The organism is bacterium (assembly GCA_035380285.1).
Taxonomy (GTDB): domain Bacteria; phylum Auribacterota; class Erginobacteria; order Erginobacterales; family DAOSXE01; genus DAOSXE01.
Map to the genome: position 1 here is coordinate 215341 of DAOSXE010000001.1, position 18226 is coordinate 233566.

General features: G+C 65.4%; 19 protein-coding genes. All 19 read left to right on the top strand.

What is annotated here, in order from left to right; translation table 11 throughout:
- Nucleotides 1-81 precede the first annotated feature (81 nt).
- The 19 genes from leuC (at nt 82) to PLZ73_01105 (ending at nt 18221) form a co-directional block, all read left to right on the top strand.
- Complete coding sequence (gene leuC, locus PLZ73_01015) at nt 82-1362, top strand: 3-isopropylmalate dehydratase large subunit (GenBank protein ID HOO76448.1); 1281 nt, start codon at nt 82-84, stop codon at nt 1360-1362.
- Nucleotides 1359-1862 (top strand): 3-isopropylmalate dehydratase small subunit, encoded by a 504-nt coding sequence (locus tag PLZ73_01020; GenBank protein ID HOO76449.1) that lies wholly within the window; start codon nt 1359-1361, stop codon nt 1860-1862. The genes leuC and PLZ73_01020 overlap by 4 nt, the downstream gene beginning before the upstream one ends.
- The gene (locus tag PLZ73_01025; protein ID HOO76450.1) at nt 1859-3004 is read left to right on the top strand and encodes a 3-isopropylmalate dehydrogenase; all 1146 of its coding nucleotides are present in this window, start codon (nt 1859-1861) and stop codon (nt 3002-3004) included. Before PLZ73_01020 ends, PLZ73_01025 begins: the two co-directional genes overlap by 4 nt.
- Entirely contained in the window at nt 2994-4010 is a 1017-nt protein-coding gene (locus PLZ73_01030) for an aspartate-semialdehyde dehydrogenase (GenBank protein HOO76451.1), read from the top strand. Before PLZ73_01025 ends, PLZ73_01030 begins: the two co-directional genes overlap by 11 nt.
- A gap of 15 nt (nt 4011-4025) precedes the next feature.
- Nucleotides 4026-4844: a tRNA pseudouridine(38-40) synthase TruA gene (gene truA / locus PLZ73_01035; GenBank protein ID HOO76452.1), complete on the top strand. Its 819-nt coding sequence runs from the start codon at nt 4026-4028 to the stop codon at nt 4842-4844.
- Between the two features lie 39 nt (nt 4845-4883).
- Nucleotides 4884-5315, top strand: a complete 432-nt coding sequence (rplM, locus tag PLZ73_01040) for a 50S ribosomal protein L13 (protein HOO76453.1) — start codon at nt 4884-4886, stop codon at nt 5313-5315.
- A 27-nt stretch (nt 5316-5342) separates the two neighbouring features.
- Nucleotides 5343-5738, top strand: a complete 396-nt coding sequence (rpsI, locus tag PLZ73_01045) for a 30S ribosomal protein S9 (GenBank protein HOO76454.1) — start codon at nt 5343-5345, stop codon at nt 5736-5738.
- 114 nt (nt 5739-5852) lie between these two features.
- Nucleotides 5853-6878 (top strand): N-acetyl-gamma-glutamyl-phosphate reductase, encoded by a 1026-nt coding sequence (gene argC, locus PLZ73_01050; GenBank protein ID HOO76455.1) that lies wholly within the window; start codon nt 5853-5855, stop codon nt 6876-6878.
- Nucleotides 6853-8103 (top strand): bifunctional glutamate N-acetyltransferase/amino-acid acetyltransferase ArgJ, encoded by a 1251-nt coding sequence (argJ, locus tag PLZ73_01055; GenBank protein ID HOO76456.1) that lies wholly within the window; start codon nt 6853-6855, stop codon nt 8101-8103. The genes argC and argJ overlap by 26 nt, the downstream gene beginning before the upstream one ends.
- A gap of 11 nt (nt 8104-8114) precedes the next feature.
- The gene (gene argB, locus PLZ73_01060) at nt 8115-9026 is read left to right on the top strand and encodes an acetylglutamate kinase (protein HOO76457.1); all 912 of its coding nucleotides are present in this window, start codon (nt 8115-8117) and stop codon (nt 9024-9026) included.
- Nucleotides 9023-10246 (top strand): aspartate aminotransferase family protein, encoded by a 1224-nt coding sequence (locus PLZ73_01065; protein ID HOO76458.1) that lies wholly within the window; start codon nt 9023-9025, stop codon nt 10244-10246. Before argB ends, PLZ73_01065 begins: the two co-directional genes overlap by 4 nt.
- Entirely contained in the window at nt 10243-11451 is a 1209-nt protein-coding gene (locus PLZ73_01070; GenBank protein ID HOO76459.1) for an argininosuccinate synthase, read from the top strand. The genes PLZ73_01065 and PLZ73_01070 overlap by 4 nt, the downstream gene beginning before the upstream one ends.
- A 72-nt stretch (nt 11452-11523) precedes the next feature.
- A complete protein-coding gene (gene argH, locus PLZ73_01075) occupies nt 11524-12915 on the top strand; it encodes an argininosuccinate lyase (GenBank protein ID HOO76460.1) in 1392 nt (463 codons plus the stop codon).
- The gene (lysA, locus tag PLZ73_01080; protein ID HOO76461.1) at nt 12912-14192 is read left to right on the top strand and encodes a diaminopimelate decarboxylase; all 1281 of its coding nucleotides are present in this window, start codon (nt 12912-12914) and stop codon (nt 14190-14192) included. Before argH ends, lysA begins: the two co-directional genes overlap by 4 nt.
- Before the next feature lie 26 nt (nt 14193-14218).
- On the top strand, nt 14219-15040 hold the full coding sequence (dapF, locus tag PLZ73_01085) for a diaminopimelate epimerase (protein ID HOO76462.1): 822 nt from the start codon (nt 14219-14221) through the stop codon (nt 15038-15040).
- A 44-nt stretch (nt 15041-15084) separates the two neighbouring features.
- Nucleotides 15085-15954: a 4-hydroxy-tetrahydrodipicolinate synthase gene (gene dapA / locus PLZ73_01090; protein ID HOO76463.1), complete on the top strand. Its 870-nt coding sequence runs from the start codon at nt 15085-15087 to the stop codon at nt 15952-15954.
- A 16-nt stretch (nt 15955-15970) separates the two neighbouring features.
- Nucleotides 15971-16792: a 4-hydroxy-tetrahydrodipicolinate reductase gene (gene dapB, locus PLZ73_01095; protein ID HOO76464.1), complete on the top strand. Its 822-nt coding sequence runs from the start codon at nt 15971-15973 to the stop codon at nt 16790-16792.
- 2 nt (nt 16793-16794) lie between these two features.
- The gene (locus PLZ73_01100) at nt 16795-17049 is read left to right on the top strand and encodes a hypothetical protein (GenBank protein ID HOO76465.1); all 255 of its coding nucleotides are present in this window, start codon (nt 16795-16797) and stop codon (nt 17047-17049) included.
- On the top strand, nt 17046-18221 hold the full coding sequence (locus tag PLZ73_01105; protein HOO76466.1) for an LL-diaminopimelate aminotransferase: 1176 nt from the start codon (nt 17046-17048) through the stop codon (nt 18219-18221). Before PLZ73_01100 ends, PLZ73_01105 begins: the two co-directional genes overlap by 4 nt.
- Nucleotides 18222-18226: the final 5 nt, after the last annotated feature.

Below are 18226 nucleotides of genomic sequence, written 5' to 3' on the forward strand. Positions count from 1 at the left end.
GCGGCCCGGCACAATCTGGGTTGAATCGCGCTCCGCCCTCATTTATAGTTCCCTTTTTATCCGGCACCAAGGAGCGTTGCCATGGGAATGACGATTGCGCAGAAGATCCTGGCGGCCCATTGCGGCCGCGGGGAAGTCAGGCCGGGGGAAGTGGTAATGGCCGGGATCGATCTCGCCCTCGGCAACGACGTCACCGCCCCTCTGGCGGTGGAGATCTTCCGGGACTCGGGGGTCGAGCGGGTTTTCGACCGGGAAAAAATCGCCATCGTCTTCGATCATTTCACTCCCAACAAGGATATCAAGACCGCCGAGAACACGCGGATGGTGCGTGCGTTCGCCCGCGAACAGGGGCTTGTGAATTTTTTCGATACGGGCCCGGCCGGGATCGAACACGCGCTGTTGCCCGAGAAAGGGCTGGTCGCGCCCGGAGACCTCGTGATCGGGGCCGATTCCCATACCTGCACCTACGGGGCCCTGGGAGCTTTCGCCACCGGGGTGGGAAGCACCGACCTGGCGGCGGCGATGATGGGGGGGAAGGCCTGGTTCCGGGTCCCCGCCACGGTCAGGTTCGAATGTTCCGGGACTCTGGATCCCTGGGTGGGGGGAAAGGACATCATCCTTTATATCATCGGGGAAAAGGGAGTGGACGGCGTTCGCTACGGAGCCATGGAGTTTTCCGGCGAAACCATCCGCGCCCTGGCCATGGACGGCCGTTTCACCATCTGCAACATGGCCATCGAAGCCGGGGCCAAAGTAGGAATCATCGAGCCCGACGAAATCACCCGCGCCTACGTCTCCGGGCGCGTCGACCGGCCCTGGACGGAATACCGCTCGGACGCCGACGCCGAATACGCCGAAATCATGGAAATCGACGTTTCCGGACTGGAGCCGCTGGTGGCGTGTCCGCCGCTTCCCTCCCGGGTCCGGGCCGCCCGGGACCTGGGGGACGTCCGGATCGATCAAGCCGTGATCGGTTCCTGCACCAACGGACGCATGGACGACCTCCGGGAAGCCGCGGCCGTCCTGGCCGGGAGAAAGGTGGCCCCGGGGGTCCGGACGCTGATTTTTCCGGGCACCCAGGCCATCTATCTGGAGGCCTTGCGGGAGGGTCTTCTGGAAAAATTCGTGGAGGCGGGGTGCGTGGTCTCGCCGCCGACCTGCGGCCCCTGCCTGGGGGGGCACATGGGGATTCTGGGCGACGGCGAGAAGGCGATCGCCACCACCAACCGAAATTTCGTGGGGCGCATGGGTCACCCGGGAAGCGAGGTTTATCTTTCCAATCCGGCGGTGGCGGCGGCGTCGGCCGTCGCCGGCCGGATCGCCGATCCGCGGGAAATCGTCGGCAAGGGGGCGAAATCATGAAGATCAGGGGAAAAATCTGGGTATTCGGGGACGATGTCAACACCGACGAGATCATCGCCGCCCGCTATCTGATCCATACCGATGCCGCCGAACTCGGCTCCAAGTTGATGGAGGATATCAGACCCGCTTTCGCCGAAACGGTCTCCCCGGGAGACATCATCGTCGCCGGCAAAAACTTCGGGTGCGGTTCTTCCCGGGAACACGCCCCCCTCAGCATCACCGGGGCCGGTATCGCCGCCGTCGTCGCCGAAAGCTTCGCCCGGATCTTCTACCGCAACGCCTTCAACACCGGGCTTCCCATCTTCGAACTGGAGGGAGCCGGGAAACTGCTGGCCGAGGGGAGCGAGATCGAGATCGATCCCACGACGGGGACCGTCAACGACCTGTCTTCCGGCAAGAGCTACCGGAGTTCGCCCATCCCCCCCTTCATGCAGGAACTGATCGCCCGGGGCGGCCTGATCCCCTACATGAAAAAGCACCTGGCGGAGGAACGGGGATGAGCGCGCTTCGAATAGCGGTTATCGGCGGCGATGGGATCGGGCCCGAAGTGGTGAAGCAGGGGCTGGGAGCGCTGGCGGCGGCCGCCGGGGCTACGGGCCTGCAATACTCCCTGGCCGAATTCGACCTGGGGGGGGACAACTACCTGGCGCGGGGCGGCGACCCCCGGAGGCCTTCGATTCCCGTCGTGACCCCGGAGGAGATCGAGACTCTCCGCGGGTTCGACGCCATCTATCTGGGCGCGGTCGGACACACCCGGGTGGCCCCCGGAATCATGGAACGGGGGTTGCTGCTCAAGCTGCGCTTCGAACTGGACCAGTACATCAATCTGCGGCCGGTCCGGCTTTTCCCGGGGGTGCCGTCGCCTCTGGCCGGAAAAGGCCCCGAAGATATCGATCTGGTGGTGATCCGGGAAAATACCGAGAGCCTGTACCTGGGGATGGGGGGCACCGCCCGGGAGGGAACGCCCCGGGAGGTCTCGACCCAGGAGATGCTTTCCACCCGTTTCGGCGTCGAACGCTGTCTCCGCTACGCTTTCGACACCGCCCGCCGCCGCCGGGAGGCCGGCAAACCGGGGCGCCTGACGTTGGTCCATAAGACCAACGTCCTCACCCACTGCGGCGGCACCTGGTTCCGGGCCTTCGAAGAACTCGGGGAACGGGACTACCCGGACGTGGAGCGCAACTATCACCACGTCGACGCCTGCTGCATGTACCTGGTCACGTCGCCCGAGCGCTACGACGTGGTGGTGACGGAAAACATGTTCGGGGATATCATCACCGACCTCGGAGCGGCGGTTTCGGGGGGGATGGGAATGGCGGCTTCGGGGAACATCAATCCCTCCGGCGTCGGCATGTTCGAACCGGTTCACGGCTCCGCCCCCGATATCGCCGGCCGGAACCGGGCCAATCCGATGGCGGCGATCGTTTCCATGGCCATGCTCCTGGAGGAGACCGGCCGGAACCGGGCTCTGCCCCAGGCGGTGCGGGCGGGGGAACTCGTATACGCCGCCGCGCTGGCGGTCTCTCCCCGTTTGGAGGGGGAAGGCATGGATCGGCTTCGACAGGGAACCCAAGAAGTAGGCCGGATGGTCGTCGAGGAGATCGGCGCCACCGGATCGGGAGGAGCGGCGGATGAGAAGTGATTACAACGTGGTCTTGGTGGGAATCGGGGCTGTCGGCGCGGAGATGCTGAAGGTTCTCGATCAGCGCCAGTTTCCGATCAACCAGTTGAAAATCCTGGCCCGGAGCACCCGGGAGGAAGAAATCAACGGGAAGATCTACCAGGTGACCGAAGGGCGCCCCGAGGAGTTCGACGGCGCTGATTTCGTGTTTTTCGCGGGAACCGAGGGAGCCAAGGGAGCATCGAAAACATACCTGCCCGAGGCCCGGAAACGCGGGGCCGTCTCCATCGACAACGGGGCCGATTTCCGTCTCGACCCGGAGGTTCCCCTGGTCGTGCCCGAGGTCAACCCCGAGGATATCCAGCGGCATCGGGGAATGATCGCCAGCCCCAATTGCTCCACCATCCAGATGGTCACGGCCCTGGCCCCCCTCCACCGGGAGAACCGGATCCGGCGGATCATCGCCTCCACCTACCAGGCGGTTTCGGGCTCGGGCCGGGACGCCGTGGAGGAACTCCGCTCCCAGTCCCCCCGGGTTCTGGCGGGGGAAAGCGATGTGGAAGCCCGGGTCTATCCCTACCGGATCGCCTTCAACGTCATCCCCCAGATCGGCGGTTTCGCGGAAGATGACTTCACCTCCGAAGAATGGAAGATGGACCGGGAGACGAAAAAAATCCTCCACGATCCCGAGATCATGGTCGCGGCCACGACCGTTCGGGTGCCGGTGTTCAATGTGCATTCCGAGTCGGTATACATCGAGACCGAAGAGCCCATTCCCCTGGATCGGGTCCGGGAACTGTTGGCCGCCGCTCCCGGGGTGGTGGTGATGGACAATCCCGCCGACCTGATCTATCCGACCTGCCTCGACGCCGACGGCAAGGATCCCGTGTACGTCGGGCGTATCCGCCGCGATCCTTACATCCCCGCGGGTCTGCACTTCTGGATCGTCTCCGATAACATCCGCAAGGGCGCGGCCCTCAACGTCATCCAGATCGCGGAAAAGATGATCGAGGAGGGCATGGTCTGATCGGAAGCCCGGGCGATGAAGCGGATACGTCTCCTCCTGGAATACGACGGGACCCCGTTTTCGGGTTGGCAGATCCAGCCGGGAAGGGACACGGTCCAGGAACGGCTCGAAACCGCGCTGGCCGAGGTGCTGGGGGAGAAGGTCCGGGTTCACGGCGCCGGGAGGACCGACGCCGGAGTGCACGCCTGGGGCCAGGTGGCCCATTTCGACACCCGCTCCGATCTGCCTCCACCGGCGATCCGGGCCGGGTGCAACCGGATCCTCCCCGCCGCGGTCGCGGTCCTGGCGGCGGAGGCCGCCCCCGAGGGTTTTCACTCCCGCTACCATGCCCTGGGCAAACGCTATCGGTATCTCATCCTCATCGGCCGCCCGATATCGCCTCTCCGGCGGAGCCGGGCCTGGCTCCGCCCGGCGGCGCTCGACGCCGGCGCGATGAGGAAAGCTTCCCGGCCGTTGCTGGGAAAACACGATTTCACCGCCTTCGCCGGCGCCGGCCGCCCGTTGCGCAACGGGATCAGGACCCTTTCCCGCCTGGACGTGGAAGAAGACGGGGAGTTGCTCGCGGTCGAGATCGAGGGGAGCGGTTTTCTCTACCGCATGGTCCGCAATATCGTCGGAACTTTGGCCGAGGTGGGAAGAGGGAAAATGCCCGCGTCCCGGGTCGAAGAAATACTTCGTTCGCGGGAACGGACCCAAGCCGGGCCCACCGCGCCTCCGAACGGTCTTTACCTGGTTTCGGTATCCTATCCGTTTCCCGTTTTCGGGGAGAAAATGATTTGCCCCTCGCGGTCCGATCTGCTAACTTTCCCGCTTGACTCCGCCCGGGAGTGCTGATAGCGTAACCTGCTTTGCAATGCGTTAAGGAATAAAGAGATGAAGACATATTCGGCAAAACCGGAAGAGATGACGCGCACATGGTACTTGGTGGACGCCGAGGGCCAGGTGCTGGGGCGGCTGGCGACCAGGATCGCCGATATCCTGCGCGGAAAAAACAAACCGATCTTCACGCCCCACGTGGACACCGGAGATTTCGTGGTCGTGGTCAACGCGGAAAAGGTCGTGGTCACCGGGCGCAAGAGCCAGCAGATGGAGTACCAGCGCTACAGCGGCTACCCGGGGGGGCTCAAGAGCGTCCCTTATAAGACCATGCTCAAGAACCACCCGGAACGGATCATCGAACACGCCGTCAAGGGCATGGTCCCGCACAACCGTTTGGGGCGCCAGGTGCTGAAGAAACTCAAGGTTTACGCCGGGCCCGCCCACCCGCATGAGGCCCAGCATCCCGAACCTCTGGTGCTTGATTAAGAGAACCTCTACCAGGATCAGGAGGAGATGAGCGATTCCGTCAAATTTTACGCGACCGGCCGGAGGAAGACCTCCGTGGCCAAGGTATGGATCGGCCCGGGCCTGGGCCGGATCACGGTGAACAACCAGGCGCTGGAAGATTATTTTCACCGCCCGTTGCTGCTCAAGCTGATTCAGGCCCCGCTGGCGGTCACCGAAAACGTAGGGCGCTTCGATGTCGTCGCCCAGGTCGACGGGGGCGGTAAAAGCGGGCAGGCCGGCGCCCTCAGCCACGGCATCGCCCGGGCGCTGGTCGAAGCCAATTCCTCGCTGCGCTCCCCGTTGAAAAGCGCGGGGCTGCTGACCCGGGATCCGCGCAAGAAGGAACGAAAAAAGTACGGCCAGCCCGGAGCCAGGAAGAAGTTCCAGTTCTCCAAGCGCTGAGGTTTGCTCAAGCAGAAGAGAAGAGGCTCCAGGCAGGTCCTGGAGCCTCTTTTTTCATACTAAGCTTCCGGGCTCTGTGATTAAATTCTACCCCAGGTTTTAAGGAGGAATCCCATGCTGAAAGTCGCCGTGGTCGGAGCGACCGGCTATACCGGAATCGAGATCGTCAAGCTCCTGCTCGGGCATCCCCGGGTGGAGATCGCCGCCTTGGCCGCGAAGGTCGACGGCCCCGTTCGGCTCCAGGACGAATTTCCCCAACTGCGCGGAAACGTCGATCTGACGGTGAAAAGCCTCGATGTCGCGGAAGTCGCGTCCGCCGCCGATTTCGTCTTTCTGGCCCTTCCCCACACGATCTCGATGCGTTTCGCCGCCGCCTTTCTGAAGGCGGGGAAGAAAGTGGTCGATCTTTCCGCCGATTACCGGTTCCGGGACGTTTCCGTCTTCGAACGGTGGTACGGGGCCGAGCATGTCGACCCGGAAGGAGTGGAGGAGGCGGTTTACGGGATGCCGGAGCTTTTCCGGGACGAGATCCGTTCCGCCCGCTTGGTAGGCAACCCCGGTTGCTACCCCACCGGGACCATTCTCGGTATCTACCCCGCCTTGAGCGCGGGTCTGGTTTCGGGAAAACGAGTGATCGTGGACGCCAAGACCGGCGTCACCGGCGCCGGGCGCAAGGCCAGTCTCCCCCTCCTTTTCCCCGAAGTGAACGAGAACTTCAAAGCCTACGGCCTGGTCACCCATAAACACACGCCCGAGATGGAGTACATCCTTTCCCGGGCCTGCGGAACCGGCGTCGAGGTGGAATTTTCCCCCCACCTGCTCCCGGTCAACCGGGGCATACTGGGAACCGTCTACCTGGACCTGATCCGTGACGTTTCCCCCGAAGAGGTGGAAGAGGCGTACCTCGACGCCTATCGGGGGGAGCCGTTCGTCCGGGTCTACCCCCGCGGCTCTCTCCCCGAACTGCGGGAAGCGGTGGGAAACAACACCTGCCGCCTCGGCTTGACGCTCAACCCGCGCACCCGCAGATTGATCGTGGTCACCGCCGTCGACAACCTCCTCAAGGGGGCGGCGGGGCAGGCGGTTCAGAACATGAACATCATGGAAGGCTTCGATGAAAAAACTGGACTTCCTGCCTGAAAGCGGGCCGCTGCGGCCGATCGAGGGCGGATTCACCGCCGCGCGGAAGTTCGTCGCCGCCGGGATCTCCTGCGGGATCAAGAGCGAGGACGTCCTCGACCTGGCCCTGCTGGTTTCGCTCCGCCCGGCTTCCGCCGCCGGAGCCTATACCACCAACTCGGCCGCGGCCGCTCCGGTTCGGCTCTGCCGGGAGCGGCTGGCCGACGGGGCGCTGCAGGCGGTGGTGGTCAACAGCGGCGCCGCCAATGCCTGCACCGGCCGGGAAGGCGATAGGGACGCGCGGTCGATGGCCGCCGCCGCCGCGCGGTGCCTGGGCCTGCCGGAAACTTCGGTGACCGCCTGTTCCACCGGGACCATCGGCCGCCGCCTCCCCCTGGACAGGATCCTCCCCGGAGTGGAGGTCCTGGCCGGGATCGTCGCTTCCGGGGGAAACGACCGGGCGGCGCAGGCGATCATGACCACCGACACCGTTCCCAAGGAAGCCGCGGTCGAGTTCGAACTGGAGGGAAAGACGGTCCGGGTGGGGGGCATGGCCAAGGGAGCGGGTATGATCCATCCCCGGCTCCGGGTGGGCGAGCCCTCTCCCCACGCCACCATGCTTTCCTTCATCTCGACCGACGCCGGGATAAGCGCCGGCGCTCTCCGCCGGGCGTTGGCCGGAAGCCTGGAACAGTCCTTCAACCGGGTCACGGTCGACGGCGATACCAGCACCAACGACACCGTGATCGTCATGGCCAACGGCGCCTGCGGAGCCGGCGTCGAAGAGGGGACTCCGGGCTGGGAGCTTTTCCGCCGGGCCCTCGACGCGGTAACCCACGAACTCGCCCGGGCCATCGCCGCCGACGGGGAAGGAGCGACCAAGCTCGTTCGGTTCGACGTAACCGGGGCCGCCGGGCCGGACGAAGCCCGGACGGTCGCGGCCGCGGTCGCCAACTCCCTGCTTCTGAAGTGCGCCCTCTTCGGGGAATCGCCCAACTGGGGGCGCGTTCTGGCCGCCATCGGCTATTCCGGAACCGGCGTGGAGCCGGAGACCGTTTCCGTCAGGCTCGACGGGATCGAAGTGGTCGCCGGCGGCCTGCTGACCGGGACCGACCCCGACGCGGTGGCGAAGGCCCTGAGCGCCGGCCGCTTGGATATCGTCATCGACCTGGGCCGGGGGAAGGACCGCGATTTCTACTACACCTGCGATATCTCCCACGAGTACGTGGGCATCAACCGTCATTGAGCGAGGAAGCAATGGAACGCTTTATCCGCAAGGCCGAAACCCTGATCGAGGCGCTTCCCTACATTCAGTCGTTCCAGCACAAGATCGTCGTGATCAAGCTGGGGGGCAGCGCCATGACCAACCCCGGGACCACCGCCGGGGTGTTGCGGGATATCGTCTTCATGGAAGCGGTGAAGATGAAGCCGGTTCTGATCCACGGTGGGGGATTCCTGATCAGCGAGCGGATGAAAAAGTCAGGCATCACCCCCCGCTTCGTGGAGGGGCTGCGCTGCACCGACGCCGATTGCATCCGCCTGGTGCATGAAGCTATGTCCGAAATCAACGCCGACCTGGTCGCCCGCATCGAGGCGGAAGGGGGACGGGCCGAAGGGCTGGTGGCCCGGCCCGATCCCGTGATCAGAGCCCGCCGCCACCTTCCCCTGCTCCCGGGGCCCGACGGTTTCAAGGTCCCCACCGACATCGGGTTCGTGGGCGAGATCGAATCGACCCGTCCCGGGACCCTGTTCCAGCTGACGGCGGACGATATCGTTCCGGTCATCGCCCCCTTGGGAAGAGACGAGGAAGGGAACGTCTATAACATCAACGGAGACATGATGGCGGGCGCGGTCGCCGCCGCTCTCGGCGCCGAAAAACTGGTTTTTCTCACCGATGTCGAGGGCATCATCCGGCTTCGGGAGGGAGAGGAGCCCATCCTGCTCTCTTCCCTGAACCGGAACGAAATCGCCAGCCTGCTCAAGGAGGGGGTGATCAGCGGGGGCATGATCCCCAAGGTCCGGTCGGGCCTGCAGGCGCTGGAAGGAGGAGTGCGCAAGGTGCACATCATCGACGGCAGGGTGAAGCATTCCCTGCTTCTGGAGATATTCACCGATCAGGGGATCGGCACCGAAATTTCCAACACCGATCAGGGAGAGACCGAAGCATGACGGCGGGAGCTGATCTCATCAAACAGTTCGACGGTTCGGTTCTCGGCACCTATACCCGCAATCCGGTCATGATCGAGCGGGGGCAGGGGAGCTGGGTATGGGACGTCGACGGGAACAGGTATCTGGATTTCTTCCCCGGCTGGGGGGTGAGCGGCCTCGGGCACTGCCACCCCCGCGTGGTCGAGGCGATCCGCGCGCAGGCGGGCAAGCTCCTGCATATGCCCAACAACTTCTACAACCCCCTGCAGGGGCGCCTGGCCGGCGAGATCGTCTCCCGGGCGTTCCCGGGCAAGGTTTTCTTCGGCAACAGCGGCGCCGAGGCCAACGAAGGCGCCCTCAAACTCGCCCGACGCTACGGGGCGCCTTCCGGCCGCTACGAAATCGTCACCATGCTCTCTTCTTTTCACGGCCGCACTCTGGCCACGGTGACCGCCACCGGCCAGGAAAAGTACCACTCCGGTTTCGGCCCCATGATCCCCGGCTTCCGCTATGTCCCCTACAACGACATCGAGGCGCTGCGGGCGGCGGTGACCGACAAGACCGTGGCGGTGATGCTGGAGCTGGTTCAGGGCGAAGGGGGGGTGCGCCCGGCGACAGCCGGGTTCGCGTCGGCGGTGCGGGAACTCTGCGATGAAAACGATCTGGTCATGATCGTGGACGAGGTCCAGACCGGGATGGGCAGGGTGGGGGACTGGTTCGCCTGCCGGGCCTACGGGGTTCTCCCCGACGTCATGACCCTGGCCAAGGCCCTGGGCGGCGGGGTCCCCATCGGGGCCTTCGTGGCCGGAGAGAAGTTCGCCGGAGTGCTCGCGCCCGGCACACATGCTTCGACGTTCGGGGGCAATCCCCTCGCCTGCGCCGCCGGTCTGGCCGTCTTCGAGGCCATGGAGGAAGAGGGGGTCATCGCCAATACCCGCGAACTGGGCGCCTATATCGAGGGCCGCTTCCGGGAACTGGCCGCCCGCATCCCCTCGATCAGGGAAGTCCGCGGCCGCGGGCTGATGCTGGGGCTGGAACTCGATTTCCCCGGGGCCGAGATCGCGGCGGAATGTCTCGATCGGGGAGTGATCATCAACTGCACCGCGGGCAACGTCCTCAGGGTCATGCCCGCCTTGAACGCAACCCGGGAGGAAGCCGATATCGCCATCGAGGCCATGGAGAAGGCGCTCTCCGCCCGGTCCGAGCCCGCGCGTTCCGAGAAGGGAGGTAACGATCGATGAGCAAAGTCGTGCTCGCGTATTCCGGGGGCCTGGACACCTCGGTGATCCTGACCTGGCTCAAGGAGGAAAAAGGGCTCGACGTCGTCGCCTATATCGCCGATGTCGGCCAGAACGAGGAAGTGGAGGAAGCCGCGGAAAAAGCCCGGCGCACCGGCGCCAGCGCCGTTTACGTCGAGGACCTCAAGGAAGAGTTCGCCCGCGATTTCATTTTTCCCGCCCTCCAGGCCAACGCGGTCTACGAAGGCACCTACCTGCTGGGAACCGCCCTCGCCCGGCCGCTGATCGCCAAGCGGCACGTGGAGATCGCCCGGAGGGAAGGAGCCGAATACGTCTCCCACGGGGCCACCGGCAAGGGCAACGATCAGTGCCGCTTCGAGATAACCTTCCAGACCCTGGAACCCTCCCTGAAGATCATCGCCCCGTGGAGGGAATGGGATTTCAAGGGACGTTCGGACCTGATCGCCTACGCCCGGGAACACGGGATCCCCACGCCGGTGACGGCGGAGAAGCCCTACAGCATGGACCGCAACCTGCTGCATATCAGTTTCGAGGGCGGGATTCTCGAGGACCCCTGGACGCAGCCGGACGAGGATATGTTCGTGCTTTCGGTTTCTCCCGAAAAGGCCCCCGACCGCCCGACCTATATCGAGATCGAGTTCGAGCGGGGCGTTCCCGCGGCCGTGGACGGGAAGCGGCTCTCCCCGGCGGATCTGGTGGCGGAGCTGAACCGGCTCGGAGGGGAAAACGGGATCGGCCGGATCGATATCGTCGAGAACCGTTTTACGGGGATGAAGGACCGCGGCGTCTACGAAACCCCGGGCGGTACCATCCTCCATATCGCTCACCGCGCCCTGGAATCGATCACGCTCGACCGGGAAGTCATGCATTTCAAGGACAGCCTGATCACACGCTACTCCGAGGGGGTCTACAACGGCTTCTGGTACGCCCCGGAAATGGAACTGCTCCGGAAAACAGTGGCCGCCACCCAGGAGTCCGTGAACGGGACCGTGCGCTGCAAGCTCTACAAGGGGAACTGCATGGTGGTCGGCCGGAAAAGCCCGACCAGCCTGTATTCCCCCGGGATCGTCTCCTTCGAGAAAGCGGGAGGATACCGTCAGAGCGACGCCACCGGTTTCATCCGCCTCAACGCTCTCCGGCTCCGGATCAAGGCTCAATTGGAGCGGGAGCGCGAGGATCGGGGGTAGGCGGACGAGGTTGGGGTGACACCCCCGGCCGCGATGGTGTACCATAAAAAAACGTTCGATCAGGGAGGAGAGATGAACCGTAAATTGTGGGGAGGAAGGTTCCGCAAACGCACCGATCCTCTTCTGGAAGCGTTCAGCCGTTCGCTCTCCTTCGACCGGCGGCTTTTCCAGGCCGACGTCGCCGCCGGCCGGGCGCACGCGGAAGCGCTCGCCGCCGCCGGTCATCTCACCGCCGGGGAAATGCGTCGGCTGACCGAGGCCTTGGGCGAGATCGGGGAAGATATCGCCTCGGGCCGGCTCGGGACCGGCGGGGACCATGAGGATATTCATTCCCTGGTCCTGGACGAACTGGTGCGCCGGACCGGCGAGGCGGGGAAGAAGCTCCATGCCGGCCGCAGCCGCAACGACCTGGTCTCCCTCGACACGCGCCTCTACCTGCGGGAAGCCGCCGGTTCGCTGAGAGCGGCCCTGGCGGATCTTCAGGAAGCGCTGGTGAGCAAGGGGGAAGAGTACGCCGATCTGATCTTTCCGGGGTTGACCCATACCCAGCACGCTCAGCTGGTGCTTTTCCCCCACCACTGCCTGGCGTACGTGGAAATGCTCGAGCGGGACAAGGGCCGCTTCGCCGACGCTTCGGCACGGGCGGACGTGATGCCGGCTGGTTCGGCGGCCATGGCCGGGTCGAGTCTCGGCCTGGATGTCCGCCTGCTCGCCTCCCGGCTGGGGTTCGGGAGCGTCTGCGCCAACAGCATGGACGCGGTTTCCGACCGTGATTTCGTCATCGAGTTCCTGGGGGCGTGCGCGATCGCGGGCATGCACCTCTCCCGCCTCTGCGAGGAACTGGTCTGGTGGAGTTCGAGCGAGATCGGGTTCGTACGTCTCGACGAAGCCTACTGCACCGGGAGCAGCTTTCTCCCCCAGAAGCTGAACCCGGACTCGGCCGAACTTATCCGGGGAAAGACCGGGCGTCTTTACGGCAACCTGGTCGCGGTGCTGACGGTAATGAAGGGGCTGCCCCTCACCTACAACCGCGACATGCAGGAAGACAAGGAACCGCTCTTCGATTCCGCCGAGACCCTCGCCGCCGCTCTGCCGCTGCTGGCCGGGGTCGTCCGCACCCTGGTCGTCGACCGCTCCGCCGTGGAGCGGGCGCTGGCGGGAGACTGCTCCGCCGCCAGCGACCTGGCCGAGTACCTGGTGGCCCGGGGGATACCCTTCCGCGAAGCCCACGACCTGGTGGGAGCCCTGGTGCGCGATTGCCTCCGGCGCGGCCGGGGCCTGGAGGATCTGACCCTGGAGGACCTGCGGCGGTACTCCGCGGTCTTTGCCGCCGACGCTCTCGGCCTCCTCACCCCCGAGGGGAGCCTGCGGGCCAAAACCACGTACGGTTCGACCGCGCCCGCGCAGGTGAAACGGAGCCTGCGCCGGTGGAGGCGGAAGCTGGGGAGGCGGTCGGAAGGATGAACCTGCCCGTCAACAGCGATTACTGGAGCTACCGGGGGGGGGAACTCTATTGCGAGGACGTGGCCCTTTCCCGGATCGCCGAGCGGTTCGGGACCCCCACCTACGTCTACAGCCGGGGCCATCTGGAGGGGAAGTTCAAGGAGGTGGAACGGGCGTGGCGGGGTCGCCGGCACCTGGTCTGTTTCTCCCTGAAAAGCAACAGCAGCCTGGCCGTGGCCGCGGTTCTGGCCCGTCTCGGGGCGGGCGTCGACGTCGTTTCGGGGGGGGAACTCTACCGCGCCCTGAAAGCCGGTTTTCCCGCGGCCAAGACGGTTTTCGCCGGGGTGGGTAAAACGTCCCGGGAGATCCGGGAAGCGCTCAAGGCCGGCATCCTCTTCTTTACCGTGGAATCGTTTTCCGAGCTGGAGGAGATCGACGGCATCGCCGGGAAAATGGGGGCGCAGGCCCCGGTGGCGTTTCGGGTGACGCCGGACGTCGACCCCAAAACCCACCGGTACATCACCACCGGAAAAGCCGAAAACAAGTTCGGCTTCGATCTGGAGCACGCCCGGGAAGTCTATCTGAGCTGCCGCCGCCTGGGGGCGGTCAAGCCGGTGGGGATACAGATGCACATCGGGTCTCAGATCCGCAGCGCCGGCCCCTACGTCGAAGCGGTGGAGAAGCTCGCGGCCCTGGTCCGGGGTTTGAAGCGGGAAGGGGTGGGGATCAGGTACCTGGACATCGGGGGGGGGATGGGGATCAGCTACGGGGGAGAGGAGGTGCCGGCCATGGTCGAATACGCCGAAGCGCTGCGGCCGGTCCTGGCCGGTCTGCCGGTTTCGATCGTTCTCGAGCCGGGAAGGTACCTGACCGGCAACTGCGGCTGCCTCCTGGCCAAGGTTCTGCACCTGAAACGGAAGGCCAAGAAAAATTTCGCGGTCATCGACGCGGGAATGAACGACCTCATCCGGCCGGCCCTCTACAACGCCGAGCACGCCATCGTCCCCGTTTCCGAAAAAACGGCTCCGGCCGTAAAGGTGGACGTGGTCGGGCCCATCTGCGAAACCGGGGACACCATGGGGAAGGACCGCATGTTTCCCGAGCCCGCTCCGGGAGACCTGGTGGCGGTTTTGAGCGCGGGGGCGTACGGGTTCGTCATGGCTTCGACCTACAATTCCAGGCCCCGGCCCGCCGAAGTCATGGTGCATGGAGGCGAATGCGAGCTGGTGCGGCGCCGGGAAACCTACCGAGACCTGGTTAAGGGGGAAAAAATCCCCTCTTTTTCGGAGAAAGAGTAAGGGGGCGGGGGAGCGAACCGATGAAACTGACCTTCACGAAGATGCAGGGCGCCGGCAACGACTTCGTCCTGGTGGAGAACCGGGACGGCGCGCTGGATTTCACCCCGGAACTGATCCGGAGGTTGTGCGACCGCCATTACGGGATCGGCGCCGACGGGGTGATCTGCGCCGAGAATTCCGAGGTCGCGGACCTGAAAATGAGGATCTTCAACTCCGACGGCTCGGAACCGGAAATGTGCGGCAACGGGATCCGGTGCTTCGCCCGCTGGGCCCGGGAAAAGTGGCTGGTGGACGAGGACGAGTTCACGGTCGAGACCCTGGCCGGGATCGTCCGGCCGGTCCTGGTCGGAGAAGAGGTGCGGGTGGACATGGGCGCCCCGGTTCTGAACGGGCCCGAGATCCCGGTCAACCTCCCCGGGGAGGTGGTCCTTCACCCGGCGGTGTTCGCCGGCAAAACCGTTGCCATCACCTGCGTCTCCATGGGCAACCCCCACTGCGTGATTTTTCTGGAAGACGGCGAGCCCTCGCCGGTCGCCGAACTGGGGCCGGCGGTGGAGATCGATCCGCTCTTCCCCAATAAAACCAATGTCGAATTCGTGAAAGTGCTCCCCGGGGAGGAGCTGTCGGTCGACGTCTGGGAACGCGGCGCCGGCATCACGCTGGCCTGCGGCACCGGCGCCTGCGCCGCCCTGGTGGCGGCGCATCTGGCCGGGCGCTCCGGGCGCGCCGCCACGATCCGCCTTCCCGGGGGCACCCTGGACGTTTCCTGGGAAGAGGACGGCCGGGTGCTGATGACCGGCCCCGCCGAATTCGTCTTCAAGGGAGAGATGCCGCTCCCGCCCCGGTGAAGACCGAGCCCGGGCCGACGGCGAGAGACGCAAGGAGAAGAACGATGATAAGCGGTTCCATGGTAGCGATCGTGACCCCGTTTCGGAACGGGGAGGTCGATTTCGAGAAACTGGGCGAGCTGGTGGAATTTCAGATACTGGGCGGCACCGACGCCGTCGTCCCCTGCGGCACCACCGGCGAATCGGCGACGTTGACGCACGAGGAGCACGACCGTGTGGTCGAGTTCGTGGTCGAAAAGGTCGCGGGCCGGATCAAGGTCATAGCCGGCGCCGGCTCCAACAGCACGTTGGAAGCGCTGAGGCTGACCCGGCACGCCCAGGACGTAGGGGCGGACGCCGCCCTGGTCATTACCCCTTACTACAACAAGCCCACCCAGCGGGGGATGATCAAGCACTTCGAACTGTTGGCCGAGCGGACCGAAATCCCCCTGGTTCTCTACAACGTTCCCGGCCGTACGGGGGTGCGCCTGGAGCCTCCCACCGTGGCCCGCCTCTCCGCCCTGGACACGGTGGTGGCGATCAAGGAAGCGTGCGGATCGGTCGATCAGGTCAGCCAGATCCTCAATCTCTGCGACATCACCGTCCTCTCGGGCGACGACATGCTCACCCTGCCCATGATCAGCGTCGGAGCCAAGGGGGTGATCTCGGTGGCGGCCAATATCGTGCCGGCCGAAGTCGCCGCCATGGTCCATGCCGCCCTCGAGGGCCGATGGGAAGACGCCCGCCGGGGGCATTTCGACCTCTACAACCTCTTTCAGGGGATGTTCATAGAAACCAACCCCATTCCGGTGAAAACGGCCCTGGCCCTGATGGGCCGCATCACGGAGGAGTTCCGCCTCCCCATCTGCTCGATGAGCGAGGCCAACCGGGAAAAACTGGAATCGCTTCTGCGCGGCTATGCGCTGCTGCCGTGACGTTCGGAGAGAAAGCATGAAGACGCTCAAGATTACGGTCTGCGGGGCCGCGGGAAGGATGGGGAGAAAAATCGTGGCTTTCGCCGCCGCCGATCCCGCCCTGGAGGTTGTGGGGGCGGTCGAGGCCGCCGGCTCCGAATCCCGCGGCCGGGACGTGGGCGAACTGGCCGGCGCCGGCCCCCTGGGAGTGGCCGTCTCCTCGGAGATGGAACCCGCCTTCCGGGCGGCGGATGCGGTCGTGGATTTTTCCTCGGCCGCCGGCGCCCCTGCCGTCGCCGCCCTGGCCGCCCGGCTGAAAAAGCCCCTGGTGGTGGGAACGACCGGCCTGGACCCGGATTCCGTGACCGCCCTGGAGAAGGCCTCCCGGGAGATCCCGGTGGTGTACGCCTCCAACATGAGCGTGGGAATGAACCTCCTCTTCCGCCTGGTGGAGGACGCCGCCCGGGCTTTGGGTCCGGAGTACGACATCGAGATCGTCGAAGCCCACCACCGGTTCAAGAAGGACGCTCCCAGCGGCACCGCCCGGACGCTCTGCGCACGCGCGGCCCGGGGCCGGGGCGAAGACCCCGCGGCCGTCTCCGTCTGCGGCCGGGAGGGGATGACGGGGGAGCGGCCGTCCGGCCAGATCGGGCTTCACGCCGTCAGAGCCGGGGACATCGTCGGCGACCACACCGTCTATTTCTCCAACCTGGGGGAGCGGCTGGAACTGACCCACCGCGCCCACAGCCGGGACACGTTCGCCCGGGGGGCCCTGCGGGCGGCCTTGTTCGCCGCCGCGGCATCTCCCGGCCTCTATACCATGGAAGACGTCATCTTCGGAGCAAGAAAGGAGCCCTGAACATGTTCGCCACCGTCAAATGCAAATTGGACCTGCTTTTCGATGAGGGGTTCAGCAGCCGCTATCCCAGCAGCCAGATAGCCTGGGAGCGCCTGCGGACCGAGGAAAAAGTGCTGCTGAAAAAAATAGTGGGGGGAAAACTGGAACGGCAGATTCTGGCCGTTCCCGACAAGCTCGGCGTATATTTCCGGGACATCCCCGTCGTCGACGACTACTGCCGGTTTCACGAAGGCGAGATCTGCAAGGGGGAGGAATGAACGCCGAAGCCTCGCGGAGGCTGAAACGGCTTCCCCCCTACCTCTTTGCCGAGATCGACCGGGTCAAGCGCCGGCTCCGCGGCCAGGGGCGCGACCTGATCGACCTGGGCGTGGGCGATCCCGATACCCCCACTCCGAGCCACATCGTCGATGCCCTCTGCCGGGCCTCCCGCGACCCCGAAAACCACCGCTACGCCCTGGATGCGGGGATGCCGGCGCTGCGCGAGGCCATCGCCGCCTGGTACCGCCGCCGATTCGAGGTCGAGCTGGACCCCGTCTCCGAGGTGCTGCCCCTGATCGGCTCCAAGGAAGGGATCGGGCACCTGCCCCTGGCTTTCGTCGACCCCGGCGACGCCGTTCTGATTCCGGAGCCGGGCTACCCGGTGTATCAGGCCGGCACCATCTTCGCCGGGGGAGAACCGGTCTTCATGCCCCTGCGGCGGGAGAACGGCTTCCTCCCCGACTTTTCCGCCGTCGAGGCCGCTGCCGCCGACCGGGCGCGGATCCTCTGGATCAACTATCCCAACAACCCCACCGCCGCGGTCTGCGATCTCTCCTTCTTCGCCGAGGCTGTCGAATTCGCCGCCCGCCGGGGGATTATCGTGGCTCACGACGCCGCCTACACCGAGCTGGCTTTCGACGGCTTTCGGCCCCCCAGTTTCCTCCAGGTCCCGGGCGCCAGGGAGACCGGAATCGAGTTTCATTCCCTTTCCAAGACCTATAGCATGACCGGGTGGCGCATCAGTTTCGCGGTCGGCAACGCCGAGGTCCTGGCGGGCCTGGCCCGGGTCAAATCCAACCTCGATTCGGGGATATTCCAAGCGGTGCAGGTGGCGGGTATAGCCGCGCTCACCGGCCCCCAGGACTACCTGGCCGAGCTTCTGGCCGTCTACCGGGACCGCCGGGACCTTCTCGTCGACGGCCTCCGGAACCTGGGCTGGGAAGTGGATCTTCCCCGGGCCACCTTCTATGTCTGGTGCCCGGTCCCGCCCGGGCGGACCTCGTCCGGTTTCACGCAGCTGCTCTTGGAAGAAGCCGGGATCGTGACCACCCCGGGCGTAGGGCTGGGGCCTTCGGGGGAGGGCTATATCCGGATGGCGTTGACCCGTCCCCGCGAGGAGATCGCCGAGGCGCTGCGGCGCCTGGAGAAGCTGGAACTGAAATGGGCGTGACGGAG

What these genes read in the sequence shown, in the direction of transcription:
- PLZ73_01030 (HOO76451.1), top strand. Translation starts at nt 2,994, where the DNA reads ATGAGAAGTGATTACAACGTGGTCTTGGTGGGAATCGGGGCTGTCGGC.
- rpsI (HOO76454.1), top strand. Translation starts at nt 5,343, where the DNA reads ATGAGCGATTCCGTCAAATTTTACGCGACCGGCCGGAGGAAGACCTCC.
- argB (HOO76457.1), top strand. Translation starts at nt 8,115, where the DNA reads ATGGAACGCTTTATCCGCAAGGCCGAAACCCTGATCGAGGCGCTTCCC.
- dapB (HOO76464.1), top strand. Translation starts at nt 15,971, where the DNA reads ATGAAGACGCTCAAGATTACGGTCTGCGGGGCCGCGGGAAGGATGGGG.
- argC (HOO76455.1), top strand. Translation starts at nt 5,853, where the DNA reads ATGCTGAAAGTCGCCGTGGTCGGAGCGACCGGCTATACCGGAATCGAG.
- leuC (HOO76448.1), top strand. Translation starts at nt 82, where the DNA reads ATGGGAATGACGATTGCGCAGAAGATCCTGGCGGCCCATTGCGGCCGC.
- argH (HOO76460.1), top strand. Translation starts at nt 11,524, where the DNA reads ATGAACCGTAAATTGTGGGGAGGAAGGTTCCGCAAACGCACCGATCCT.
- PLZ73_01020 (HOO76449.1), top strand. Translation starts at nt 1,359, where the DNA reads ATGAAGATCAGGGGAAAAATCTGGGTATTCGGGGACGATGTCAACACC.
- PLZ73_01100 (HOO76465.1), top strand. Translation starts at nt 16,795, where the DNA reads ATGTTCGCCACCGTCAAATGCAAATTGGACCTGCTTTTCGATGAGGGG.
- PLZ73_01105 (HOO76466.1), top strand. Translation starts at nt 17,046, where the DNA reads ATGAACGCCGAAGCCTCGCGGAGGCTGAAACGGCTTCCCCCCTACCTC.
- PLZ73_01070 (HOO76459.1), top strand. Translation starts at nt 10,243, where the DNA reads ATGAGCAAAGTCGTGCTCGCGTATTCCGGGGGCCTGGACACCTCGGTG.
- argJ (HOO76456.1), top strand. Translation starts at nt 6,853, where the DNA reads ATGAAAAAACTGGACTTCCTGCCTGAAAGCGGGCCGCTGCGGCCGATC.
- truA (HOO76452.1), top strand. Translation starts at nt 4,026, where the DNA reads ATGAAGCGGATACGTCTCCTCCTGGAATACGACGGGACCCCGTTTTCG.
- lysA (HOO76461.1), top strand. Translation starts at nt 12,912, where the DNA reads ATGAACCTGCCCGTCAACAGCGATTACTGGAGCTACCGGGGGGGGGAA.
- dapA (HOO76463.1), top strand. Translation starts at nt 15,085, where the DNA reads ATGATAAGCGGTTCCATGGTAGCGATCGTGACCCCGTTTCGGAACGGG.
- rplM (HOO76453.1), top strand. Translation starts at nt 4,884, where the DNA reads ATGAAGACATATTCGGCAAAACCGGAAGAGATGACGCGCACATGGTAC.
- PLZ73_01065 (HOO76458.1), top strand. Translation starts at nt 9,023, where the DNA reads ATGACGGCGGGAGCTGATCTCATCAAACAGTTCGACGGTTCGGTTCTC.
- PLZ73_01025 (HOO76450.1), top strand. Translation starts at nt 1,859, where the DNA reads ATGAGCGCGCTTCGAATAGCGGTTATCGGCGGCGATGGGATCGGGCCC.